Consider the following 25610-nt stretch of genomic DNA (forward strand, 5'->3'; position numbering starts at 1 on the left):
AGGAGGGCATGCCGAGGAGGGCCCGGCATGACCGAGTCGCGGCAGGACCTCACGGCGGTGGGCGACGTCTACACCGTCCCCGCCTCCTACGCCCAGGAACGGGTCTGGTTCACCGCCCAGCTCAGCCCCGGGCAGCCGCTGTTCACGATGACCGATGCGGTCACCCTGCCACCGGGCGCGGGGCCGGAGCAGGCGCTCGCCGCGCTGCGGGCCGTCACCGAACGCCACGAGGCCATGCGCACCACCCTGCGCCTGACCGACGGCGAGCTCCACCAGGACATCCACCCCACCGTGCCGATCGAGCTGCCGGTGACCGACCTGGCCGGGCTGACCGAGCCGGACCGGGAACGCGCCCGCGCGGAGATCGTCGCCGAGTACGCCCGCCTCGACCTGCCGATGGACAGCGCACCGCTGTGGCGGGCACGGCTGCTGCGGCTCGGCACGGACACCTGGTGGCTGCTGTTCGCCGGGCACCACGTCATCCTTGACGGCACCTCACTGCTCAACCTGCGCGCCGAGCTGACCGAGCTGTGCGCCGCCGCCGTCGCGGGTCGGGCGCCGGACCTGCCCGACCTGCCCATCCAATACGCCGACTACGCCGCCTGGGAACGCGATCGCCTCGACGGCCCCCGGTGGGGTCAGCTGCGCGACTTCTGGCGGGAGACGCTGACCGGCCTGCCCGCCGTGCACGCGCTGACCACCGACCATCCGCGCCCGTCGACTCGCACGTTCAGCGGCAGCGACGTACGCCGCACCCTGCCCGACAGTGTGGCGCAGGCGCTACCCGGGTTGTCCCAGCAGGCCGCCGCGACCCCGTTCATGGTGCAGCTGGCGGCCTACGTCGCGCTGCTGCACCGGCTGTCCGGCAGCGACGACATCGTGGTCGGCATGCCGGTGGTGGGCCGCGACCGCACCGAGTTGGAGCCGCTGCTGGGCATGTTCATGAACATGCTGGTGCTGCGGGTCGACGTCTCCGGTGATCCGCCGTTCCTGACCCTGCTCCGCCGGGTGCGCCGCGTCGTGCTCGACGCGTGGGACCACCAGGACATGCCGTTCCAGAAGCTCGTCGAGGACCTGGCGGTGCGGCGCGACCCCGGCGTACCGCCGCTGTACCAGGTCACGTTCCACCACCTGCCGACCGGCCGCGGTGAGGCGTTCGGCGGCGCCATGGACGACCTGTCGCTGGAGATCGCCGGCGACGAACTGCGGCTGGAATACAACACCGCACTGTTCACCACCTCCACCATGGAGGCGTTCGCGGACCGCTACCTGCTGCTGCTCGCGACCGCTGCCGCAGCGCCGCGGACCAGGGTGGGCGCGCTGCCGATCATGTCGGACGCCGAGCGCGCCCAGGTCGTGACCGGCTGGAACGCCACCGACGCCCCGGTGCGCCAGACCACCCTGGCGGAGCTGTTCGACGCCCAGGCCCGGCGTACGCCGGACGCGGTCGCGCTGGTCGACGGCGGCACCCGGCTGACGTACGCCGAGTTGTCCGCCGCCGCCGAGCAGGTGGCGCGGCGGCTGACCGCGTACGGCGTGGGGCCCGAGTCGATCGTCGCCATCCACGAGCCCCGCTCCAGCCGCCTGGTCGTCGGGCTGCTCGGCATTCACCGGGCCGGTGCGGCGTACCTGCCGTTGGACCCGGACTATCCGGCGCAGCGGCTGGCCTACATGCTCGCAGACGCCGGCGCCGAGGTGCTGCTGGCCGACGAGGTGCCGGAGGGGCTCGCGGTACCGGGCGTGGTGCTGCCGCTGACCGGCCCGGACCAGCCCGAGACCGCCGCGGGCACCGCCGCCGGGCCGGGCAACGCGGCGTACCTCATCTACACGTCGGGATCCACCGGGCGACCGAAGGGCGTGATCAACGAGCACGCCGGCATCGTCAACCGGCTCGACTGGATGCAGGACACCTTCGGGCTCGGACCGGACGACGCCGTGCTGCACAAGACGCCGATCGGTTTCGACGTGTCGGTGTGGGAGGTGTTCTGGCCGCTCATCGTGGGCGCCCGGCTGGTGCTGGCCCAGCCGGGCGGACACCGCGACCCGACGTACCTGCGGGATCTGATCGAGCGGGAGCGGATCACCACCGTCCACTTCGTCCCGTCGATGCTGGACGCCTTCCTGGCCACGGCCGGTCCCGCCGACCTCACCCGGTGCGGGTCGCTGCGGCGGATCGTGTGCAGCGGCGAGGAACTGCCGCTCGAACTCGCCCGCCGGACCGTGGCCGCCCTCCCCGCCGCCGCGCTGCACAACCTCTACGGGCCCACCGAGGCCGCGATCGACGTCACCGCCTGGGCGGTGACGCCCGTCGCGCTGGCCGGGGTCACCCGGGTGCCGATCGGCGGGCCCATCCGCAACGTCCGCACCTATGTGCTCGACCAGGCTCTGCAGCCGGTATCGGTCGGCATCGCCGGGCAACTCCACCTCGGCGGGGTGCAGGTGGCCCGGGGCTACCTGCACCGCCCCGCACTCACCGCCCGCACGTTCGTCCCCGACCCGTTCGACGACACCGGCGGGCGGCTCTACGCCACGGGTGACCTGGCCCGCTGGCGGACCGACGGCACGCTGGAGTTCCTCGGCCGCATCGACGACCAGGTGAAACTGCGTGGCCTGCGGATCGAGCTGGGGGAGATCGCCGCCGTGCTGCGCGAGCAGCCGGGCATCAGCTCCGCCGCCGTCACCGTACGCGGTGCCACGCCCGCCGAACAACGCCTGGTGGCGTACGTGACGCTGGCAGCGGGAACCGAGGCCCTGGACCAGGCGGCGCTGCGGGAGGCGCTGAAGCGGCGGCTGCCGGAATACATGGTGCCGTCGGCGTTCGTGCCGCTGGACGCGCTGCCCCTGTCTCCCAACGGAAAGCTGGACACCGCCGCGCTGCCCGCGCCCGCGCACGACGGCAGCCCCGCCGCCGGGCGCCGGCCACCGGTCACCCCGGTCGAGCAGGCCATCGCCGCCGCCTGGCAGGACGTGCTGGGGGTCACCGACGTCGGGCTCGACGACGACTTCTTCGAACTGGGCGGGCATTCGCTGCTGGCGATCCGGATGCTGGCCACGCTGCGCGACGCGTACGGGCACATCGACGTCGGCGTGATGGACGTGTTCCAGCACTCCACCGTGCAGGGGCTGGCCGCGCTGATCGACGGCCCCGCGGACCAGGAACGCCGGCGACCGCTGCTCTACGAGCTGACCAAGCCGGTCCCGGCGGGACAGCGGGTGCGGTCCTACGTGTGCGTACCCTACGGCGGCGGACTGGCCAGCATCTACCAGCCGCTCGCGGACGAGTTGCCGCCCGGACACACGCTGTTCTCAGTGGCGGTCCCGGGACATGACGTCGGGGTCAGCGACACGGAGCTGCCCTTCGACGAGCTGGTCGACCGGTGCGTGGCCGAGATCCAGGACCGGGTGGACGGCCCGCTGGTCCTGTACGGCCACTGCGTCGGCGGCGCCCTGCTGACCGGTATCGCCCGGCGCCTGCACGAGCAGGGCCGCCCGATCGAAGCGATCTACGCGGGCGGCGTGTTCCCGACGGCCCGGCCGGACAACATGCTCGGCCGCCTGGTCGACTGGGTCGACTCCCGTGGCGCGGACCGGCGTTACGAGACGTTCCTCCGCTCGATCGGCGCTGAACTGGCCGACCTGGACCAGGCGCAGGTCGACCGGTTCGTCTACCACGTGCGGCGGGAGGCCGCCGAGGCGCAGGAGAAGTTCACCGAGTGGCTGGAGGCCGAGCCGGTCCAGGTGGCCGCGCCGGTGATCTCCGTCGTGGGCACCCACGACATGCTCACCGAGTACTACGAGGAGCGCTACCGCGAGTGGAGCTTCCTCGGCGAAACCACCGCGCTGGTGGTCCTCGACCAGGCCGGACACTACTTCGTCAAGCAGCGGGCCAAGGCGCTCGCCGAGGTGGTCACCCAGACCCATCTCCGGCTCGCCGAGCCCTCCGCCGCGCAGGCCACCGCGGACCGGCTCGCCGGTGACGCCTGGGAACTAGCCGCCACCAGCGCCGACCCCGTCACCGCCGGCGCCGGCGTGCAGCCCGGCGTCGGCCGGTTCCTGGCGCTCACCGCCAGCCAACTGATCTCGGCCACCGGCTCGGCGCTGACCCAGTGGGCCGTACCCGTCTGGGTCTACCTGACCACCGGGTCGATGCTGTGGTTCGGCCTGTCCGGGGTGATCGCCTACCTCCCCGCACTGCTGGCGCTGCCGGTCGCGGGTGCCGTCGCGGACCGCTTCGACCGGCGCAAGGTGCTACTCGCCGCGTGCGCGACCGCGGTGACGGCGGCGGCGCTGCTGGCCACGCTGCTGTGGACCGATCAGCTGGGGCTGGCCGCCGTCTACACCCTGGTCTGTGTGCTCGGCGCCGCGTCGGTGTTCCAACGCATCACCTACCTGGCCGCGATCCCGCAGGTCATGCCGAAGCGCTACCTGGGGCACGCCAACGGCATCGCCCAACTGGCCGTGGGGCTCAGCTCGCTGGCGGTACCGCTGCTGGCGGCGGGCCTGCTCGCGGCGATCGACCTGACCGGCATCCTGCTGATCGACATCGTGAGCTACGCGGTCGCGATGAGCGTCCTCGCGGTGGTGAAGTTTCCCAAGCTGCTCGGCCGCCGCCGCAAGGAGCCGTTCCTGGCCGAGCTGATCGGCGGGGCACGGATGACGTGGGCGGAGCCGGGGTTCCGGGCCATGCTGGGCTTCTTCTCGCTCTACAACCTCTGCCTGGCCAGCCTGATGCTGGTGCCGCCGATGGTGCTCGCGTTCGGCACGATGGGCCAGGTCGGCACGGTCGCGTTCGCCGAGGCGCTGGGCGCTGTCCTGGGCGGACTCGTGATCGCGGCATGGGGCGGCCCGACCAGGCGCCGGATGCCCGCCCTGATCGCGATCGCGTTCGGGGTCGCGATCAGCCTGGTGCTCAGCGGCGTACGCCCGAACCTGGTGCTGGTCGCGCTCGGCAGCTTCGGCGTGGGACTGGGCCTGGGCCTGCACAACGGCATCTACCTGTCGATCATCCAGGTGAAGGTGCCGCAGCGCTTCCACGGCCGGGTGCTGGCGATCATCCAGACACTGACCTGGGCGACGCTGCCGCTGGGCTTCGCCGTACTGGTGCCGCTGAGCGGGTCGGTGCTGGAGCCGATGTTCGCCCCGGGCGGCGCCCTGGCCGACAGCGTCGGTGCCCTGATCGGGACCGGCCCTGGCCGAGGGCTCGGGTTCGCGTTCGTCGTGTCCGGGCTGGCCCTGGCCGCGGTGTCGCTGGTCGCCTACGGCCAGCGCCGGTTGCGCCTGTTCGACACCGAGACCCCCGACGCTCCGGCGGACGCGACCGAGTGGCTACCGCATCAGCGCCGCCGCCGGGTCGACGATCTGTAGCCGCAGTTCCGAGGCGTACGCCTGGCCGTCCGCGTCGGTCAGCCAGGCGTCGCCCGGGCCGGGCAGCAACTCGGTGATGGTCAGCCCGACCCCGTCGCCGCCCTTGGAGTGCGCGCCGCGCAGCAGGGTGCACAGCAACCGGGTGTAGACGCCGCTGGTCAGGTCGACGAAGCTCGGTTTGAGCTCAGTGTCGACCCGGACGAAGATCTGCTCGGGCAGGCCGAGGGCGAGCCTCCAGCGCCGCACCGCGAGGTAGCGTTCCCGCTCGCCCTTCACCTTGTGCAGCCCGGTGTCGCCGACCGTGGTGCGCCAGGTCTCGCGGACCAGCACGAGGTCGTCGACGGTGATACGCGGGGTGTGCCCGACGTTGCCGGCCAGCTTCCACGTGTCGAACACCTGGTAGTCGAAGAGCTGCGCGAACACCTCCAGCAGCGGCCACTGCCGTCCGTCGCCCGCGTGCACCCGCAGGCTGCCGTCGGCTTCGGGTCGCACGGTGAGGCCGGTGATCGGCACGACGCGGTCCGGGCCGGCGCCGGGGGCGCTGACGAAGCCGAGCTGCACGTCGGCGGGCCCGTGCAGCCATTCCGCGATGCGGGCCGTGTGCCGGGGCCAGTCCACCGGGGCCAGCAGCCGCACCCGGCCCTCGGGCAGGTCGGCCCGCATGCCGTCCCGCAACCGCTGCGGCTCCGGGTGCCCGTACGCGAAAAAGTGCGTGTCGAACGCGGCCAGGGCCACGTGCAGTTCGCCGAGCACGACGGTGAAGTCTCCCCGCAGCAGGGCCGCCTCGTCCGGGGCGCACAGATGCAGGTCGGGGCTGTGAATCCGGGCGGCGGCCCAGCCGGGCGCGGTGGCTTCGAACGCCGCGGCGACCCGCTCGGTCAGCTCGGCGGCGCCGAACCGCAGCTCCCGGACGTCGGCATCGGCATCGGCCAGGCCGAGCACCTTCGCCCACCGGGCCAGGAAATCGGCGGTGACGGCGGCGCTGGGCGGGTTTTCCCCGAACACGACCGCCTGAGCCAGGAACCACAGGTCGGGCAGCGGGACGTCCGCACTGGCCGAATCGGCCGACAGATCGCGGTAGAGGGCGGCCAACGCCTCGGCGTACGCGGCGCCGATCGCCGCCGTCAGCCACCGGGCCGACAGCAGCAGCGGCTCCAGCGGAGCAAGCCGTTCCAGCAGCGTGTCACCGAAGCTGATGTCCAGGTCGCGCACGGTTTCCAGGTGGCACAGAGTGCGCCCGGCGTACACCTCGCCGGGGCGTTGCTGCGCGGCCTGACCGGTCAGCTCGACGAACTTACGCTCCAGTGCGGACATGGCTGCGGCCAGGGCGTCCGCGCCGTCGGCGGCGGCCACCGCGTCGCGCAGCGCGCTGACGGTGGCCAGCTCACCGAGCAGCCGTTCGCGGACCAGGTCGTCGCCGATCGCGGCGAGCTGTTCGCGCAGCACATCCTCCGCGGTGAGGTCGATCGGCAGGTCGAACCCGATCCGTAGCACGCCGCGCTCGGCGAGTTCGTCGAGCTGCGCGTACACGTCGGCGGCGCGGCGGAACCCGCTCGCCGGGTCCGCGACCAGCGCGGCGGCGAGGTCCGCGACGCGCGATCGCCGCTGCGCCAGAGCGAGCAGCGCAGCCGTCGCCGCCGTCAGCGCCTGCGGCGCGCGGTGCGGATGCAGCAGCACCCCGTCCCGCAGCGTCAGCTGGGGTGCCAGCCGCACCGGCAGCCAGTCCCGCACGTCCTCCGCGCGGGCGAAGGCCTCGCCGAGCGCGTCCAGCGCCCACCGCTCCAGAAAGACCCGGCGGGTACGCGTCAAAGCCGCACCCGGGCGCACCGTGGCGACGGGACCGGGGCCGCCCAGTTCTGTCCAGCAAATGGGCCCGAAGAAACCGACGGTGTCGTTCTTGAGGCAGTAACGCTGCCAGTATTTCGCGATGACCTCCTCGCGGTGCCGTCGGCGCAGATTGCGCGGGGCGTGCGGGCCGTCGCGCCGGATCGCGTCGACCGCGAGCAGGACGGCCGGATTCTGCCAGACCAACGCGGTGCGGAACGTATCGTCGCAGGCGATGTCGTGGACGGCCCGGCCGAGATCCGTCGCGGCGGCGTCGAACGCGGCCTCGAAGGCGGCCACGTCGGAGGTGCCGGTGAGATAGCTGTCGGCGGCCGCCGCGAGCGCGGGCGCGGCGAACCGCTGCATCCCGGCCACGGGGAATCCGGCCGACCGTAGCAGCGCTGAACGCCATACGTGCCATGGGGTTCCGGCGAGGGGCGTGAGATGCTCCTGGGGCATCCGGCAATGGTATGCATCCATGGACCTGCGGTGGGACGGGTGAATCGTGAGCTTCGGGCTGGTGTCGTTCGGTGAGGCGCTCGGCGATGCGGTACCGGTGGCGGACGTGGTGGGGCAGTACACCGACGACGTGAACCGGGTCCTCGGGTACGGCTACCGCCAGGTGCACCGCAGCGCGCCGGAGGTTGGCCTGACCGACCTCGCCGAGCAGGCCGCCCGCCAGGCCCTCGACGCCGCCACGCTTCCCGCCGCGGAGGTGGACCTGCTGGTGCTGGCCATCACCGACCTCACCGAATACCTCTACTGGGACGCCGCCGCCGACCTGGCGCACCGGCTCGGCGCGGTCAACGCCGAAGCGGTACTGCTCACTCAGGCGTGCACGACGGGAGTGCTCAGCTTCGACGCCGTCGCGGGCAAGTTCGCCACCCACCCGCAGTACGCCAACGCCCTGGTGGTGGCCGCGAACCGGACCTGTGAGGCGTACTGGAACCGGATGGACACGCAGCCGATGGTCTTCTCCGACGGGGCCGTCGCCACGGTGGCCCGGCGCGGGCATTCCCGGCTGCGCTGGCTCGCCACGGAGGCCGCCACCGACGGCCGCTACGCCGCGTTCCACCGGCTCGACGTGGGCGGCGCGGCGGCACCCTTCGGCCCTGGTGCCGAGCCGCCCGCCGTACGCGACGTGTGGAACGTGATGGAGTTCTTCGACTACGACGCCGAGCAGTTCGAGCAGTTCGCCCGGGACCTCGACGAGCGGGCCGTGCGGGTCACCGAGCGGGCCTGCGAGCGGGCGGACGTCAAGGTCGCCGACCTGGCGCGCCTGATCCTCGTCAGCGACAACGAGCGGTCCATGGCGTCTCTGGCGCAGGCGCACGGGGTCCCGCTGGCGCGTACCAACCGGGAACTGGCGGCCGAGCACGGGCATCTCGGTGCGGCGGACCAGTTGTTCGGGCTGAGCCGCCTGCTCGCCGCCGGCGAACTCCGCGAGGGCGACCGGGTCGCGCTGACTTCACTGGGCCGGGGCATGCACTGGGCCTGTACCATCGTCGAGGTATAAGCATCGATCGCCCGATCGGTCTGACAGCGCGCCACCGCTGCCGCCTGGTATCCACTCTGGAGGGACACGGGATGTCCAGTCGCCTGGTGCGGGTCGTCGCCGACGTGCTGGCGTTGCCGGTCGAGCAGGTCGACGCGCAGACCGGTCCCGCGACCACAGCGGCCTGGGTGAGCCTGCGCCACCTCCAAATCGTCGCAGCGGTCGAGGACGCGTACGGGATCGCCATCACGCCACGGGAGATCCGGGCCGTTCGGTCGGTGGCGGACCTGCGCGAACTGCTCGCGCAGCGGGGCGTCGACGAATGACGTCCGCCGCGCCGTCTCCGCTCAGCGACGCCGACCTCGGCACCGGGCTGTTCATCCGTCACTTCGAGGAGGAACTGCTCCGCCTGTACGCGGACGGCCACCTCAGCGGCACCACGCACACCTGCCTCGGCCAGGAATACATCCCGGTCGCGCTGGCCCCGCTGCTGACCCGGGACTTCGTGTTCAGCAACCACCGGGGGCACGGGCACTACCTGGCCCACTGCGCTGACCCGGACGGCCTGCTGGCGGAACTGCTCGGCCGGGAGGGCGGGGTGTGCCATGGACGCGGTGGCAGCCAGCACCTACGCCGGGAACGGTTCCTGTCCACCGGCGTGCAGGGGGAGGGCCTGCCCGCCGCCGTCGGCGTGGGGCTGCACCTCAACCGCACCGGGCAGGACGCGATCGTGGTGACCTACATCGGTGACGGCACCTGGGGCGAAGGCGCGGTCTACGAGGCGCTCAACATGGCGCAGCTGTGGCGGGTGCCGCTGCTGGTCGTGGTCGAGCACAACCGGATCGCCCAGTCCACCCCGACCACCGAGCAGCTGGCCGGGACCATCGGCGGCCGGGTCGCCGGGTTCGGGATCACCTTCAGCGAGTCGGATTCGCTGGACCTCAACGAGGTACGTGCCGCCGCCGCGCCGCACATCGAGCGGGTCCGCGCCACCCGGCAGCCGCACGTGCTGGTGCAGCACACGGTCCGGCTCGGCCCGCACAGCAAGGGCGACGACTCCCGCCCGGCCGACGAGATTCGCCGGCTGCGCCACCTCGACTGGCTGAAGCGGTACGCGGCCGCGTACCCGCCGCAGTTTTCGGCCGCCGACGCGCAGGCCCGGCAGCGGGTCGCGGAGATCTCGGCCGCGGCGCTGGCCCGGCCCCTGGTGGGCGGAGGCGTGGGGTGACGCGCGCCGAACGAATGAGCCAGAACCTCAACCGTGCCCTGCACGAGCTGTTCGCCGCCGACGAGCGGGCCTGGCTGCTGGGCGAGGATGTCGTCGACCCATACGGCGGCGCCTTCAAGGTCACCCAGGGCCTGTCGACGGCCTACCCGGACCGGGTGCTGTCGACACCGCTGAGCGAGAACGGCATCACCGGTGTGGCGGGTGGCCTGGCGCTCTGCGGTGACACGGTCATCGTCGAGATCATGTTCGGCGACTTCGTCGGCCTCGCCTTCGACCAGATCATCAACTTCCTCACGAAATCCGTCGCCATGTACGGCGAGCACACCCCGATGCGGGTCGTGATCCGCTGCCCCGTCGGCGGTGGGCGGGGCTACGGCCCGACGCACAGCCAGAGCGTGCAGAAGCACTTCATCGGCATCCCACACCTCGCGCTCTTCGAGCTGTCGCCGCTGCACGACGCGGCCGACGTGCTCGCCGCCGCGCTGCGCCGCGGCGAACCGTCCATGCTGTTCGAGGACAAGATCCTTTACACCCAGCCGAGGTACGTGGACAACCGCGTCGACGACCGCCTCGCCTTCGAGCTGCTGGGCGCGGACCGCAACTGGGCCCGCGTCTACGACCCGGCTGCCGCCGCCGCGCCGACGCTGGTCATCGCGCCCGGCGGGGTCGCCAACCGGGCGATCGCCGCCGCCCGGAAGGCGTGGGAGCAGGGGCGCAACGTCGAGGTGCTGGTCCCAGCCCGGCTCTACCCCTTCGATGTCGACGGCGTGCTCGGCCGGCTCGACGGCGCGGACGGCGTGATCATCGCCGAGGAGAGCACGGCTGGCGGCACCTGGGGGAGCGAGGTCGCCACCCGGCTCTACGCCGCCGCGTGGCCGCTGCTGCGTCGGCCGATCGAGCTTGTCAGCTCGGCCGCCAGCATCATCCCGTCGGCACCGCACCTGGAACGGGCGGTCCTGCTCAGCGCGGACACGATCCTGGAACGGATCATGCACCACTCCACTGGCGAGTCTGCCGCGTCGGGAGCGGCGAGTCGCGATCGGGCTGCGCCGCCCTGGGAAACGCCCGGCACGGTGGTGGCGCAGGTGGCGCCGGCTGTCGTGCTCGCTGACGAGGCGGCCGCGGAGCCGCCACGCGCTGGTGCAGCTCCGGCTCCCCGCAGCGGTTCGCCGCTGACCAGGCTGCGCCAGGCGCGGGCGGCGGAGCAGGGCGTCGCGGTGAGCGTACCCAAGCTCAACAACAACGACGACAGCTATGTGCTGCTGGAGTGGCTGGTCCCGGCCGGCGCCACCGTCGAGACCGGACAGTCGATCGCCGCGGTCGAAACCTCCAAGGCGGTCGAGGAGCTGGCAGCGACGCACCCGGGCGTGCTGCGCCAGGACCTCGCCGCCGGGGCCGACTGCGTCCCGGGCTCGACCATCGGCTACCTCCTGTCCGGCGGTGCCGTCCCTGCTGCGACGCCCCCGGTCGCCGAGCCGTCCGTGGTGACGCAACCGGCGCTGCCGGGGCGGCCGCTGCCACCGCCGCAACGCCGCATCGCCGACGTGGTGGCGACCTCACACCGGGAGATCCCGGTCGCCTTCACCGCCGTGCGGGTCGACGTGACCGCCGCCCTCGCGTACGCGCGCCGGGCCGCCGACGAGACCGGCGCCGATGTCAGCCTGACCGAGATCGTCATCGCTGCCGTGGCCAGGTTGCACGAGCAGTTCCCTGCCCTCTACGCCCAGCTCACGGGGAACGGCCGGGTCATCGACGCGGCACAGCCGGCGGTCGGGCTCACCGTGGACGTCGGCACCGGGCTGTTCCTGCCGGTGATCCGCGACGCGGCGAAGCTGGACCTGGGCGACCTCGCCGACGCCGTGGTCGAGCTGCGGATGAAGGCGCTGCGCAACCGGCTACGCGAGGACGACATGGCCGGGATGAACTTCCTCGTCGCGCTCAACAACACCCCCGGCGTGATCTACGCCCAGCCGATCATCCCGCCCGGTGTCACCTGTGCCCTGTCGGTGCCCGACGTGCACCGCGAGGTCGTGCTGGACGTCGGAGGTGAGGTGCGCGAGCGGATGATGGCGGACCTCGGGCTGGCCTACGACCACCGGCTGGTCAACGGGGCGCAGGCCGGGGCGTACCTGGCCGCGCTGAGCGTCGCCCTGCAACGGTGACCGTGGAGCCCCACACGAGCATCATCACCGGATACGCGGCTGTCCGGCGACGGGCTCCCGCAGGTGCGCGCCATGCGCCGGCGATCTCGCCCGACGCGACGTGCAAGTCCCCGCCGTTCGAATCAGAGGTCGACCAGGTCAAGGAGGAGCCCGTCATACGTCGCACGTTGGAGAGGTGACGTTGGCGCTGCCGCCACGCCGGGTTGGTCGGACGTTCCGGTGGCGTTCCTACGGTCCGGGTCATGACACCTCGCCCTGCCCACCTCCCACCCGGGAACCCGAGCCGCACGGTCGCCGCGCTCGCCGTTCTGACGCTGTCGACCGGCGTGCTCGCCGTGCTGCCACCGTCGCCGCCGGCCGCCGCCGAACCCGGCGCGGTGGTCGTCGCGGAGGACTTCTCCGCCGGCCGGCTGCCCACCGGCTGGCGGGCCGTAGACGGCACCTGGAAGGTGGAAAACGGCCGGCTGTACGGCACGTCCGCCAGTTCCAGCCAGAACAACAAGATCACCTTCGGGCGGCACCTGAACGACTTCCGGTTCGAGGCGACCGTCCGGTTCGAGTCCGTCGCGTCCGCCACCCGCTGGACGGCGCTGGGCCTCGACGTGCCCGCCGACGGCGCGAACCCGTGGTGGATCGCCACGATGCGCAGCGGCACCACCGCGAGCAACGGGCTCGAGTTCGCCCAGCGCACCACCGCCGACACCTGGAATGTCACCAACACCGGCGCCGGCCCGTACGCCGCCGGCACCGGCCGGGACGTGCGGGTCGCCGTGGAGGTGCACGGCAGCCAGGCGCGCTGGTTCGTCGACGGGCGGGAGGCGCTGAAGACCAGCAGCCTGCAACGCTCCGCCGACGGCGGGCAGGCACTCCTGGTCAACGGCGCCACCGTCTCCTTCGACGACGTGCGAATCACCGAGCTGGCCCCCAACGGCTACCTCCGCCCGGACGGCAGCCCGCTCACCGTGATCGCCCACCGCGGCGCCTCGTCGGCCGCCCCGGAGAACACCCTGGCCGCCCAGGAAACCGCGCGGCGGGCCAACGCCGACTGGATCGAGAACGACGTGCAGCCGTCCCGCGACGGCGTGCCGTTCGTGCTGCACGACACCACGGTGGACCGGACCACCGACGGCGCCGGCCGGATCCGCGACCTCACCGCCGCCCAGCTCAAGGCGCTCGACGCCGGCTCCTGGTTCGCGCCGTCGTACGCGGGGGAGAGGCTGCCCACGCTCGCCGAGCAGCTCGCCGACCTGCGCGTCCGGGGCGGCAACCTGCTGCTGGAAATCAAGGGGGCGCACACCCGCGACGAGGTCGCCCGGATCGTCGAGGTGATCCGCGCGGAGCGGATGACCGGCCGGGTGTTCGTCCAGAGCTTCGAGACCGACGCGCTGCGCCACACCCGCGAGCTGGCCCCGGAGCTGCCCCTCGGACTGCTGCGCAGCAGCCTCGACGCCGACCCGGTGGCGGTCGCCCGTGAGCTGGGCCTGACCGCGTACAACCCGAGCGGGACGGCGCTGCTGACCCGACCGGGCGTGGTACGCGAGCTGCACGACGCGGGCGTGGCCGTCCTGGTATGGACCATCGACTCGGCGAACCAGTGGCAGGCTCTGGAGCAGGCCGACGTCGACGGGATCATCACCAACCGCCCGGCCGAGCTGGCCGGCTGGAACGCCGCGTACTCGCAGCGTCCGCCCGCCACGCCGACCGTCGCGATCGGCGCGCCGGCCGACGGCGCCACCCTGGACCGGGCGCAGGCGCCGACCGTCACCGTCACCACCACGCACGCCGAGACGGTCACGGTCACCCTCGACGGCGAGCGGGTCGAGCCCGGCGTGGCGCTGGACCTGACCACCCTGCCCGCCGGCCGGCACACGCTGCGCGCCGAGGCCGTCGGACCGGCCGGCCGGGCGACGGCGACCAGCACCTTCACCGTCGCGGCCACCCCGGCCGGGCTCGCGTACGTGATCCTGACCTCCGACGTCGAGCACGGCGCCCGCACCGCGCTGAGCACGCTGCTCGTCCAGGGCCGCTACGCCGAGCTGGCCCGCTACGCCGACCAGCAGGCCGGCCAGCGGCTCCCGGTGGAGCTGGCGCGTGTCGTCGCGGCCGACGCGCGGGCCCTCGCCGCAGACTGACCGTACGACGACGGCGGCGGGCGGGAATGTTCCCCGCTCGCCGCCGCGAGCGGGCGCTCGCCCACGCCGAACCCGCTGCGGTCGTGAAGGATCCCGCCCTCGGCGAGCGGCACCGCGAACTGGCCGGCGAACTCCTCGCCGCCCACGGCGACCTCACCCAGGCGGCACCGTCGCCGCCCACGTGGACGAGCTGGCTGTAGCCGCCGAGGACGGGCAGCGACCTGAGGGCGTCTCGCTGCTGGATGATTTTGTTCGTGAGGGGCTCGCGGACGCTGGCCGCGGCGTTGGAGGCGGAGTTCGACGCCTACTTGGCGGAGCTGGCGCACGAGCGCGACGAGCGGGGCCGGGCGCTACTAATGGAGGATCTTCTGCTTCGCCATGGCGAACTCTTCGGCGGTGAGTGCACCGGAGCTCCGTAGCTCACTGAGCCCGCGCAGCGCGCCGGCCAACCCGTCTTCACCGGGTACGACGCCCATCGCCGGCGCCACGACCGGCATCGGCTGTGCCGGCTGCGACGCCTCCCGGCTCCCGGTCAGGTTGATCAGGTCGGCGAGCGTACCGGCGAACCTGTTCGCGTCCGTCGTCGGCTGGATGCCCGTCACCGCGTCGCTGGCGAACTGGAGGATGGTGGGCTTCCTGCCGCTGTATGCCTGCCAGGACTTCTCCGGCACGCCTTGGTACTGCTCCTTGAACGGGCGTGGGGCGCCGCTGCCGGTGTAGTCGCTCGCCCACAGGTCGTATGGGAACGGCTTGAGGGAATCGTCGTACAGCCAGCGCGGCGCATACGCGATGAAATACCCCTTGCCGCCGGCAAGACGTTTCAACTCATCCAGGAAGGCGATTATCTCGGTCCTGTTGGGCGCCCGGTCCATGTTTTCGAACTTCTCCGCGTCGCACTGCCACATGAAAGGCACCTGATCGTGCCACGGCGCATTCGCCTTCACATAGTCGAAGAAGACTTTCGCCTCGCGCTCGGGGTCGCCGGGGTACAGGACGTGATAGGCGCCAAGGACCGGGATCCGGGCTGTCCGGGCGCGATCCATGGCCTCCTTGAAGTGGCTGTCCTTGAAGTCCACTCCCTCTGACGCCTTGTGCGTGAAGAAGCTGATTCCGGCCGCCCGGGCCGCCTGCAGGTCCATCGGGCCGCGGCCCCAGTCGTGGTTGCTGGCGTCCCAGCCCCACACCTCGGTGCCGACGGCGGCCGCGGGGGCGACCGGCTGGGCCGGCGGGCCCGCGGCGCCGGCGGCGACCACGGGGGCCGGCGGGCCGGAAACCCCGAGCTTGGCCAGGATGCGATCAGCGCTCGCCTCCGACATCGCCACGTGTACGTGGTTCAGGTGCGCGGCCATGGTGGCCTGGTCGAAGTTGTGCCACACGCCGTTCTGAATGTAAAAGCCGTTGTCGTCCGTGAATGGCGTGGTGTGGATCAGTTCGGCGAGGTCGCCCTGGAACTTGTCGAAGAGCCACTTCGCGAAGTCTCGCATGTCGGCTTGGTCCTTCGAGTTCGGCTCCGGATCGTCGTACGCGCCGAAGTCGAGCGCCGCCGTCGGCGACCCGTCCCAGGACAGCCCGCTGTGGTGAGAACCGGGCTCATCGCGAAAACCGCTTGTCACGTACAACTCATTGGCTTTTGGGTACTTTTCCGCGACCGCCAGAATCTTCCGTCCGACCGGACCGATGGTCACATCCGGGTAAACCTTCATTCCCCGCTCCTTCGGGCGTACGTCAAGAAAACGCCGGTCGGACATCGCGTCGACCGGCTCTGCTTCCAGGCTAAGCCCGACCGGAGACGCCACGGTGTCGAATCGAACCCTTTCGCGCCGACCTCGATCGGACGATCCGACGTGAGCCGCCGGCTGCGACGGCGAGGCTCTGCTGGTGTCGGCCGCCATGGCCGGCATCGGCGCCTACCGGGACATGGAGGCGGTCAAGCGCCTCGTGTTGGCCATGCGACTCCACCGCGCCAGCCACCACAGCTTGGACCTGTGGTGGACGGGGGCGACGGTGCTGACCGGGTCGGCCTGAGCCTGGGGGCTGACGGCGGGGTGGGCGCGCTGATCACCAGGCGCAGGGCGCGTAGTCCTTCAGGAAGCAGCCGTACAGGTCTTCGCCCTGTTCGCCGCGGACGATCGGGTCGTAGACCCGGGCCGCGCCGTCGACCAAGTCCAGCGGGGCGTGGAAGCCGGCGTCCGCCAGCCGCATCTTCGTCGGGTGGGGCCGCTCGTCGGTGATCCAGCCGGTGTCGACGCTGGTCATGAGGATACCGTCGGCCAGCATCTCCTGGGCGCTGGTCCGGGTCAGCATGTTCAGCGCGGCCTTGGCCATGTTGGTGTGCGGGTGCCCCGGCCCCTTGTAGCCGCGGCTGAACTGGCCCTCCATCGCCGACACGTTCACCACGTACTTGCGGCGGGCGGTCGCTGCGGCCATCGCCGGTCGCAGCCGGCTGACCAGAACGAACGGCGCGGTCACGTTGCACAGCTGCACTTCGAGCAGCTCGATCGGGTCCACCTCGTGCACCCGCTGCACCCAGCTGTTGACCGGGTCGAGGTCCGGCACCAGACCGCCGGCGTCGATGGCGGTGGCGGCCGCGATCCGTTCCGGCGAGGCGGAGCCGCTGGCCAGCGCCAGTGCGGTCAGCGCCTGTGGGGGGATCGCGGCCGACTGCGGTGGGGCGGTCAGGCTGCTCGCCGGGTCGCCCCGGCCGGCCGGTTTGGCGAACGTGATCATCTCCGGCAGCGGGCCGTCCGGCAGGGCCGCCGCCTCCGCGGCGACGAGTTGCGCGTACGCCCCGGGCGTGCGGCGGACGGTCTGCGCCGCGTTGTTGATCAGGATGTCGAGTGGTCCCTGGCTGCTGACCGAGTCAGCGAGGGCGATCACCTGGGCGGGGTCGCGCAGGTCGATCCCGACGATCCGCAGGCGGTGCAGCCAGTCCCCGCTGTCGGGCATCGCGGCGAATCGGCGGACCGCGTCGTGGGGAAACCGCGTGGTCACCGTGGTGTGCGCGCCGTCGCGCAGCAGCCGCAACGCGATGTACATGCCGATCTTCGCCCGGCCGCCGGTGAGCAGCGCGCGCCGGCCGGTCAGGTCGGTGCGGGCGTTGCGGCGCTCCCGGTTGAGTGCAGCACAGGGCGGGCAGAGCTGGTGGTAGAAGGCGTCCACCTCGCGGTAGCGCTGCTTGCAGACGTAGCAGCCGCGCGGATTGTGCAGGATGCCGGCCGTGGCACCTACGGTGGCGGAGGTGAGCGGGATGCCCTGGGTCTCGTCGTCGATCCGGCCCGGGGCACCGGTGGCGGTGGCCGCCGTCACCGCGCGGTCGGCCGCCACGATGGCATCCCGCCGTTCCTGGCGTCGCCGCTGCTTGATCACCTTGTAGAGCCTCGCGGTAGCCCGTTGCACCCGCACCACGTCGGGGTGGTCGGCAGGCAGGTCCTCCAGCGCCTCGAAGACGCTGAGGCAGGTCTCCAGCCGGTCGCGGTCAATGCCGTATTGACCGGTTTCCGTAATTTTGTCCGCCGTCATGCCGTCGCTGTCTCATCCCGTTCCCCGCGCCGGATCTACCCGGCCCACCCCAAGTCCGACCCGAAACTGTACGCACCGCCCGGCCTCCGACGCATCCCGCGTCTGCTCATCAGCCCAAAGACCGTCGAGGCCAACCTCGCCCCAGGCCTACCGAATCCAGCCATGCCGAGGTCGGGGCGACCATGGGCAGGCCAGCCGCGCCGCCACCACCGGAGTCGATTCCCGGATGACAGCCAAGGTCGACGGGCTCGACGTCGTCGCCCTCCAGTGCCGAGTCGCCCGCTGCCGCATGGATCGCCCCTTGAGTATCGGCCGATTCGGCACGTCACCGCGAACCGGTACCCGGGTCAGGAATTGAGGTCGGCCCACTGCGCCTGCGTCAACAAGCCCCCATGCTCAAGCCGGTGGGTGATCTCGGTCTTCGTCGCCGCGTCCAGCGTCTCGGGCAGGGCCTCGAAAGAGGCGGGCAGGACATCCAGCAGGGAAAAGACCTGCTGGCCGTCTCGCAGCGCCAACAACAGCATGCACCGCCAGTGCGGCGAAAACCGAGGCCGGTGCCCGGCCCGGTGCACCAGCACCGGCCGCAGATAGTGCACCGCTTCGGGATCGGCGAACTCCACCAGCCATCCGGCACCGTGATTGCGGTTCAGCCCGCAATCGATCGCCTCCGCGTCGAGCCGGATCAACTCCGACGTGCCGACCGCCTTGACCGTACGCGGAACACCTGAGCTCACCGCGCGAGTGTCCCATGCGAGACGAGCCAGCCCAACACTCCGACGCCGGCCGCCCGTCTCACCGCAGAGCCCGACCGATAGGCCTGTCAGGTGAAGGCGGTCCGGTACCGGATGGGGCTCCGGTTGCCGGCCCGCGCTGGCGGCCGCTTCGAAGCCGAGTTCGGCGGTCAGCGCCCGACCTGACGCCCGATGGGACCAGAAGTCGCCAGCAACCCCCGCACCGGCGTCTGCTCGTGGCGGAATAGTGCCCTGGCGCGACTCCGCCAGCGCCAGCTATTCACCTGGCTCTATTGGCGGCGGTAGAACGTTTCGCATGTCATTCCCCTTGCAGTTCTCTGAGCCTGGCCGGGCGCGACGCCGGTTGGTCGCCGCTGCTGCGGCGGCCGGACTGATCGCTGGCGGGATCGCCGCGATCCCGGCGCCCGTGACCGCGGCAAGCCCCGGCACGGCCCCCGCAGCCGCGACGAGGTCCACGCACACCGTTACCCTGATCACCGGCGACGTCGTCACGGTGACCACCTCCGCTGACGGGAAGGAAACGGTCGATGTCGACCGGCCCGACAGTGCCACCGGCGGCGTCCATCTCCAGGAGAGCGGCGATGACCTGTACGTCCTACCTGACGAAGCGCTGCCCCTGCTGACCAGCAACAAACTGGACCGCCGGCTGTTCAACGTCACCGATCTCATCGAGATGGGCTACGACGACGCGAAGACCGCGAACATGCCGGTGATCAGCACCTACGCGCCGGCCAAGACGCGTACGGCGAAGCTCATCGCGCCGCAGGGCGCGAAGCTGGTTCGCGACATGCGGCGCGTCGGTGCCGCAGCGCTGGCGGTGAACAAAAAGCAGACCCGCTCCTTCTGGACCGCCGTCGCACCGGCAGCCTCCGGGTCCAACCCTGCGCTCGGGGCTGGGATGGCGAAGCTCTGGCTGGACGGCCGGGTCACCGCCAACCTCAAGGAGAGCGTGCCGCAGATCGGCGCTCCCGAGGCGTGGGCCGCCGGGTACGACGGCCGCGGGGTCAAGGTCGCGGTGCTGGACACCGGAGTGGACGCCAGCCACCCCGACCTCGTCAACCAGATCGACGACAAGGTCAGCTTCGTGCCGGACGAGGACACCTCCGACGTCAACGGCCACGGCACCCACGTCGCCTCGACGATCGTGGGCACCGGTGCGGCCTCCGGCGGCTCGTACCAGGGTGTCGCACCCGGCGCGGATCTCATCGTCGGCAAGGTGCTCAACAACGCCGGTTCCGGCCTGGACTCCTGGGTGCTCGCCGGCATGCAATGGGCGGCCGAGTCCGGGGCGGACATCGTCAGTATGAGCCTGAGCGACCCGACGCTCTCCGACGGCACCGACCCGATGGCGGTCGCGGTCGACACGCTGTCCGCGCAGTACGGCACACTCTTCGTCATCGCTGCCGGCAACAACGGGCCGCAGAGCATCGGCACACCCAGCTCGGCGCCCAGCGCCCTGACGGTCGGCGCGGTCGACAAGCAAGACCGCCTGGCGTCCTTCTCCAGCACCGGTCCGCTGGTGCGCAGCGGCGCTCTCAAGCCGGACATCACCGCCCCCGGGGTCAGCATCACCGCCGCCCGCTCGCAGCAGATGACGACGGGCACCGGCCCCTACCGGACGATCAGCGGCACCTCGATGGCCACCCCGCACGTGTCGGGCGCCGCAGCGATCCTGGCCCAGCGCCGCCCCGACTGGTCCGGCACGCAGCTCAAGGAGGCGCTGATGAGCAGCGCGAAGGGCCTGGCCGCGGAGTACAACCCGTACCAGGTGGGCGCCGGCCGGGTTGACGTCGCCGCCGCCGTACGCACGGGCGTCCGGGCGACCGGGTCGGTCTTCTTCGGCAACTTCGACTGGCCGCACGAGCCCACCGACGCCCCGGTGACCAAGTCGGTGACGTTCACCAACGTGGGCAGCACCGGCGTGACCCTGAACCTCGCCATCGCCGGTTCGGGTCCCTTCTCGCTGGGTGCCTCCTCGGTGACGGTGCCCGCAGGCGGCAGCGTGGCCGTCCCGGTCACCGGCGACCCGACCAAGCCCGGAACCGGCGAATTCACCGGCTACCTCGTCGGCACCGACGCCGCCACGGGCGCCGCGGTCACGCGTACCTCGCTCGGCCTACTCAAGGAGGACGCGCGCTACGACCTGAAGGTCAAGCTGATCGGCCGGGACGGCAAGCCCGCCAGGTCCACGGTCGTAGTCAAGAAGGCTGGCGAGGTCTACCCCTGGGTGTACACCGTCACCGGTGAGTTGGTGCTGCGGATGCCGCCGGGCACCTACACCGTCTCGACCCAGTTCGACGTCCCGGGTGAGCGAGCCGACTCGCTCGGCCTCGCCCTGCTGATGGACCCGGAGACCGTGCTCGACGGGTCCGACGCCGAGGTGGTGCTGGACGCGAGCAAGGCGCGCCTGCTGGACACCACCACGCCGCAGCGCAGCCAGGACCGCCAGCGCAAGCTCGACTACACCGTCACGTACGCCAACGGCGACAGCTTCCGTTCCGGCTTTCTGGTGCCAATCAAGTACGACGACCTGTACGTCACGCCGACCGACCAGGTCACCCAGGGGTCGTTCACGATGGTCACCCGGTGGCGCAAGGGCGAGCCGATGCTGAGTCTGGACGTCCCTGGTCTGCCGCCAATGGACGTCACGGTCCAGCCGGGCAGCACGCTCACCGCCGGCAGGGAAACCCTGCCCACGGTCTACGCGGGCACCGGTTCGGCAGCCGAGTACGCCACGCTCGACGTGAAGGGCAAGGCCGTGGTGGTGACCCGCAGCGACGCGGTCAGCGCCACGGATCGTGCCGCCGCCGCCGTGGCCGCCGGGGCGAAGCTGCTGCTGGTCGTCAACGACGACGTCGGCGTGCTCAACGAGTCTGTGGGCCCGTCGCCGATCCCGGTCGCCACCGTGCACCGCGACGCCGGGGCGCAACTGATCGGTCTGACCAAGAACGGCACGCTGCAGCTGATCACCAACCAGGTGCCGTACGCGAGCTACGTCTACGACCTGATCCGCAACTACTCCGGCCAGGTGCCGGACCGGCCGCTCACGTACCACCCGAGCCAGCAGGATCTCGCCCGGATCGACGCGCGCTACCACAATGTCACGGAGGCGAAGCAGGGCGGCGGATACCGGTACGACCTGACCTTCACCCCGTCCCTCGGCTTCCCCGAGCGGGAGTGGCACCCTGGTACCCGGACCGAGTGGGTCACCCCGGACCAGGTCTGGGCCGAGTCGCACATTCAGGGCACCTGGACGGACGTGGCCAACCGCTACGCGTACGCCAAGGGCAGCACCACCCGGCTGGACTGGTTCGCCCCGGCGATCCGGCCGGCGTTCAACCGGGCATTCGCGGTGCAGAACAGCCGCTACCGCGACTTCATGACCATCAACGTGCAGACCTGGAGCCCGTCGGCTGACGTGCTGGAACACGGCGGATACCTGGACTGGGGATCGGTGCCGGTCAACATGAAGCTCTACCAAGGTGACCAGCTGCTGTACGAGAACAAGCGCTCGTCCGACCTGCAATGGAAGGCGGTGCCGGCTGGGGCTCTGCCGTACCGCCTGGTGCTGGACGCGTCCCGCCCGGCCGAACAGTGGCGCCTGTCGACGCGTACGCACACCGAGTGGGACTTCATCTCCAGCTCTAACGACTCGGACAGATTCGAGCCGTTCGCGCTGCTGCAGATGGAGTACCGTCTCGACACCGACCTGCACGGCGACGTGAAGGCGGGCAGCACCGAGCAGATCCGCCTCAAGCCGACTCCCCAGGCGGGGGGCGGCCCCAGCACGGGCAACGTCACCTCGGTCACCCTGGAGGTGTCGTACGACGACGGCGCCACCTGGCAGCAGGTGACGCTCAGTAAGGATGCCGACAACTGGTGGAACGGCGCACTCAAGCTGGCGAAGCAACCAGGCGGCTTCGTGTCGCTGCGGGCCACCGGCACGACCGACGCCGGCTTCAGCATCAAGCAGGAAATCATCCGGGCGTACGGCCTGCGGTGAGACCGTTCTACGGGCCCCGGGGCGACGACGTCCCGGGGCCCGTCCCCCCTTTCCCCCCGCCAGCGCGGGAGGTAGAAGGACCGTCACCGTGGCGCATACTCTCCCCACAGCAAACGGTGGAGAGGAGGCGACCGCCGATGCTGGGTGCGTTGGGTCTGAGCCCCGAGGACGAGCTGGTCTACGGCGTGCTCGCCGGACGCGCCCAGGCCAACCCGGCCGAGCTGAGTAACGTCCTGCAGCTGCCCGTGCCGGCCGTCGAGGCGGCGCTGGCGCACCTGATGGCGTGCGGTCTGGTGAAGACCACTCCCGACGGCGGTATCGCTGCGGCGCCACCCGCGGTCGCCCTCGGGTCGTTGATCAGCGAACGGCAGGCGGCCCTGCGCACCGCCGAACTGGCACTCGTCGAGCTCGCCGAGGAGCATCGCAAGGCGACCGCGGGCCGCACCATCAGCGAGCTGATCGAGGTGGTCACGGGCATCGAGGCGGTCCGGCACCGGTTCGCACAGGTGCAGCACGCCGCCCGAACCGAGGTCCGCAGCTTCGTCACCACACCTTCCGTTGCCGTACCGATGGGCGCCAATTCGGCGGAGTCGGAAATGGTGGCCCAAGGCGTGCGCTACCGGGTTGTGGTCGACCGGGCGGTGCTCGGCGAACCTGGCGCGGTTGCCCAGGCCATCGAGTCAGTGCGTATGGGCGTCGAGGTGCGGGTGGCCGAGTCTCTGCCGATCAAGCTCGTGCTGGCCGACGCCGAACTGGGCCTGGTGCCGTTGACCGTCTCGCCGGGGGACGAGCCCGGAGCGGTGCTGCTGCATCGTGCCGGGCTGCTCACGGCGATGGACGCGCTGTTCGAGTTGGTGTGGTGCCACGCCTATCCGCTCAGCGTCTCCACATCCGGTGATCTGACCACTGAGGATGCCCATGGCGAACGCGCCAACCTCCCCACAGCGCTGGACCGGAGAATCCTGGCTCTGCTGTTGGCCGGACTCACCGACCAGGCGGTCGCCACCCAGCTCGACCTCTCCCTGCGAACCCTGCAACGCCGCCTGCGCCACCTGATGGATCTGGCCGGAGCTCAGAGCCGGATGCAGCTCGCTTGGTACGCCGTACGTCACGACTGGACGTGACGGGACAGCAGCCCCGGGAGGGACACGTTACCTTCTGAGACCATCCGGGTGTGGTCTTCGCCGAGGGAGCGGCGCCGGTCGACCAAATCCGCAGCAGGGCGAGTTGTTCCGACTCTGCCGCTGACCGGGGCGCCCAGGGGCAGTGCGCCGCTGGACTACGTGTCCCGCGAGAACTGGCTCCATGCGATTCACGGTCAGGAGCCCTCTGGGCTCACATCAACAACCGCTCCACCAGGTCGCCGTTCCCACCCACCAGCGCACCACCGAGGCCAGCCTGGTCCGCCGCCTTGAAACGGCGCACCGCCGCAACCAAAGAACTCACCCGGCAGGTCGCCGAGCTGCGAGAGCAGCTTCAACCGCCCATGGCGCGCTACGTGACAGTCGAGCAAACGACCGGTCGACGCCGGTTCTCAAGCGACGGCTGGCCAGTCCGTGGCTGAGGCCGCGATATCAACACAGCGCCAAGTCACTCTGCGTGAACGCTGATGAAGGTCGCTTGCCCCGGCGGTGCACGGATCTGTCGATGAGCGGGCATCGATCGAGGTGGTGTCACTGCCTTCGGCCGCCGGCCGGCCCCTTGGGCCTACCCTCCCGGTATGACGGGCGCCGTGGCACCGAAGGCGGGCATGACGATCAGCATCCGGACACGAAGCGATGTCGTCGTGGTGGACCCGGACCGGTTCTTGGCCGCAGCGCGGCAGGCGCTGCGCGACCGTCACCCGGGTCTGACCGGCGCCGAGGCAGCCGAGGCGGTGGCCGACGTTCACGACGCTGTATATGCCTTGCTAGATCGGGACGGAGCCCTCGCCGCCGACGCCGTGGACGGCGAGGCAGTCGGCATCGGTGGACTCCTGCCTGGCACTCGGGTCAGCGACCGGCCGGACGGTCTGTCACCCGCCGGTTGGCTGCAACAGGTGGTACTCGACGATCCGCAGCCACTGCAGGACTATGGCTGCTTCCTTCCCGCGGATCCCTTTGCGGTGCCCCCTATCCGGGGCGGTTAGCAGCAACGCTTGTCAGGCGCCACAGATAACTGAACGAGCACAGCGGCATGCGCACGCTCATGCCGCGAAGCGCGCGTCACGCAAGGTAACCAGCTCGCGGCGCATGCATCCGGACGTAGCCGAGAAGCGGGTACCCGATCTTGGTGCGCTCGACGCGCTGACAACAGTGGTGGTGGTGACGGCCCAAGTTGGCTGACGAGGACGCCCGCCGGCGAGCGGCTGGGCATGGTCACCACTCGAAGGTCTTCCACTCCCGTTGCGGAATGCGGCCTTCGCTGGTATCCCAGCAGGGATCAGCCCATGCCTTTGCCACCATCACCGGGCGGCTCAGCACAACGTCGCCAGCTCGCTGTGCCCGCAGCACCAACCCGAGTTGTGGCGAGCACGGATCGACGCTCTGCGAGTACCGCAACTCCATGCTGTGGGCCACGAGATAGGCAGTGAACTCATCCTCCACGCGTGAGGGCGTCTGCCCCACCAACCGCATCCCCTCTAGGGTCACCTGCGGGCCACGCAGCGCATTGACCGCGATACCCGCGAGGCCGATCGACGCGTCGTAATAGGCGGTAACCGCCGGCCCAGAGAACTCCGCACCAGCGCGCCGCTCAAGCCAGAAATCCGCCCACCCGTCACCGCCCGACGTGCCCTGCCAGGCGGCGACTCCGAGGGCACCCTGCACCGCAGCCTGAACCTGGTCGTGCGTCATGCCGAATTCCAACGGGCCGACACGCTCGAAAGGCGTGAACGACCACGGGAGCCGCTGCGCCTCCACCAGAACGCCCCAAACGTCCGTCGCCACGTTCCCCTCCCGGTGAAACTGCCGCGCCCCAGCCGCCAGCGGAGCGAAGATGATAATGGACGGAATCGGCTTCCCGAGTTGCCCCGCCTACGTTTGAGCTTGCTCGCTGTGCACGGATCTGCCGCCGATCGTGCGTGCTGGGGCCTGGGCCTCGGCGTACCGATCACGCTGCGTTGGTCAGCCTCAGTGCTGCTCCCTTGCGGA

At 71.1% G+C, this 25610-nt stretch carries 15 protein-coding genes; 10 read left to right on the top strand and 5 right to left on the bottom strand.

What is annotated here, in order from left to right; all coding sequences use genetic code 11:
* The first annotated feature begins 27 nt into the window (after positions 1 to 27).
* Positions 28 to 5364: a non-ribosomal peptide synthetase/MFS transporter gene (locus ABT006_RS24895; RefSeq protein WP_350710109.1), complete on the top strand. Its 5337-nt coding sequence runs from the start codon at positions 28 to 30 to the stop codon at positions 5362 to 5364.
* Here the strand turns inward: ABT006_RS24895 and ABT006_RS24900 are convergent.
* Positions 5326 to 7554 (bottom strand): lantibiotic dehydratase, encoded by a 2229-nt coding sequence (locus tag ABT006_RS24900; RefSeq protein WP_350710186.1) that lies wholly within the window; start codon positions 7552 to 7554, stop codon positions 5326 to 5328. The two genes, ABT006_RS24895 and ABT006_RS24900, sit on opposite strands and share 39 nt — an antisense overlap.
* A gap of 139 nt (positions 7555 to 7693) precedes the next feature.
* Here ABT006_RS24900 and ABT006_RS24905 point away from each other — a divergent pair, with 139 nt between their 5' ends.
* From ABT006_RS24905 to ABT006_RS24925, 5 genes are all read left to right on the top strand, one after another.
* Positions 7694 to 8704, top strand: coding sequence for a 3-oxoacyl-ACP synthase III family protein (locus ABT006_RS24905; protein ID WP_350710111.1), 1011 nt, complete (start codon positions 7694 to 7696; stop codon positions 8702 to 8704).
* Positions 8705 to 8775: 71 nt separating this feature from the next.
* A complete protein-coding gene (locus ABT006_RS24910; RefSeq protein WP_350710113.1) occupies positions 8776 to 9009 on the top strand; it encodes an acyl carrier protein in 234 nt (77 codons plus the stop codon).
* Positions 9006 to 9911, top strand: coding sequence for a thiamine pyrophosphate-dependent dehydrogenase E1 component subunit alpha (locus tag ABT006_RS24915; RefSeq protein ID WP_350710115.1), 906 nt, complete (start codon positions 9006 to 9008; stop codon positions 9909 to 9911). The genes ABT006_RS24910 and ABT006_RS24915 overlap by 4 nt, the downstream gene beginning before the upstream one ends.
* Positions 9908 to 12073, top strand: coding sequence for a 2-oxo acid dehydrogenase subunit E2 (locus tag ABT006_RS24920; protein WP_350710117.1), 2166 nt, complete (start codon positions 9908 to 9910; stop codon positions 12071 to 12073). The genes ABT006_RS24915 and ABT006_RS24920 overlap by 4 nt, the downstream gene beginning before the upstream one ends.
* A 242-nt stretch (positions 12074 to 12315) precedes the next feature.
* A complete protein-coding gene (locus ABT006_RS24925; RefSeq protein ID WP_350710119.1) occupies positions 12316 to 14205 on the top strand; it encodes a glycerophosphodiester phosphodiesterase family protein in 1890 nt (629 codons plus the stop codon).
* A gap of 353 nt (positions 14206 to 14558) precedes the next feature.
* On the opposite strand, the gene ABT006_RS24930 is transcribed toward ABT006_RS24925, so the two are convergent.
* The gene (locus ABT006_RS24930) at positions 14559 to 15908 is read right to left on the bottom strand and encodes a GH25 family lysozyme (protein WP_350710121.1); all 1350 of its coding nucleotides are present in this window, start codon (positions 15906 to 15908) and stop codon (positions 14559 to 14561) included.
* 175 nt (positions 15909 to 16083) lie between these two features.
* Between ABT006_RS24930 and ABT006_RS24935 the strand changes: the two genes are divergently transcribed.
* Positions 16084 to 16230 carry a hypothetical protein gene (locus ABT006_RS24935; RefSeq protein WP_350710123.1) on the top strand — a complete coding sequence of 49 codons (147 nt, stop codon included), beginning with the start codon at positions 16084 to 16086 and terminating at the stop codon, positions 16228 to 16230.
* Between the two features lie 33 nt (positions 16231 to 16263).
* Here ABT006_RS24935 and ABT006_RS24940 read toward each other — a convergent pair whose 3' ends face one another.
* Positions 16264 to 17724: an SDR family NAD(P)-dependent oxidoreductase gene (locus ABT006_RS24940; RefSeq protein WP_350710125.1), complete on the bottom strand. Its 1461-nt coding sequence runs from the start codon at positions 17722 to 17724 to the stop codon at positions 16264 to 16266.
* Between the two features lie 347 nt (positions 17725 to 18071).
* Entirely contained in the window at positions 18072 to 18458 is a 387-nt protein-coding gene (locus tag ABT006_RS24945; RefSeq protein ID WP_350710127.1) for a hypothetical protein, read from the bottom strand.
* Between the two features lie 313 nt (positions 18459 to 18771).
* Between ABT006_RS24945 and ABT006_RS24950 the strand changes: the two genes are divergently transcribed.
* From ABT006_RS24950 to ABT006_RS24960, 3 genes are all read left to right on the top strand, one after another.
* A complete protein-coding gene (locus ABT006_RS24950; RefSeq protein ID WP_350710129.1) occupies positions 18772 to 22479 on the top strand; it encodes a S8 family peptidase in 3708 nt (1235 codons plus the stop codon).
* Positions 22480 to 22616: 137 nt separating this feature from the next.
* Entirely contained in the window at positions 22617 to 23603 is a 987-nt protein-coding gene (locus ABT006_RS24955; RefSeq protein WP_350710131.1) for a transcriptional regulator TrmB, read from the top strand.
* 596 nt (positions 23604 to 24199) lie between these two features.
* The gene (locus ABT006_RS24960; protein WP_350710133.1) at positions 24200 to 24607 is read left to right on the top strand and encodes a hypothetical protein; all 408 of its coding nucleotides are present in this window, start codon (positions 24200 to 24202) and stop codon (positions 24605 to 24607) included.
* A 229-nt stretch (positions 24608 to 24836) separates the two neighbouring features.
* Here the strand turns inward: ABT006_RS24960 and ABT006_RS24965 are convergent, their stop codons facing one another.
* Positions 24837 to 25406: a hypothetical protein gene (locus ABT006_RS24965; RefSeq protein ID WP_350710135.1), complete on the bottom strand. Its 570-nt coding sequence runs from the start codon at positions 25404 to 25406 to the stop codon at positions 24837 to 24839.
* Positions 25407 to 25610: the final 204 nt, after the last annotated feature.

The sequence above is a fragment of the Micromonospora sp. NPDC002717 genome (assembly GCF_040295705.1).
Taxonomy (GTDB): Bacteria; Actinomycetota; Actinomycetes; order Mycobacteriales; family Micromonosporaceae; genus Micromonospora.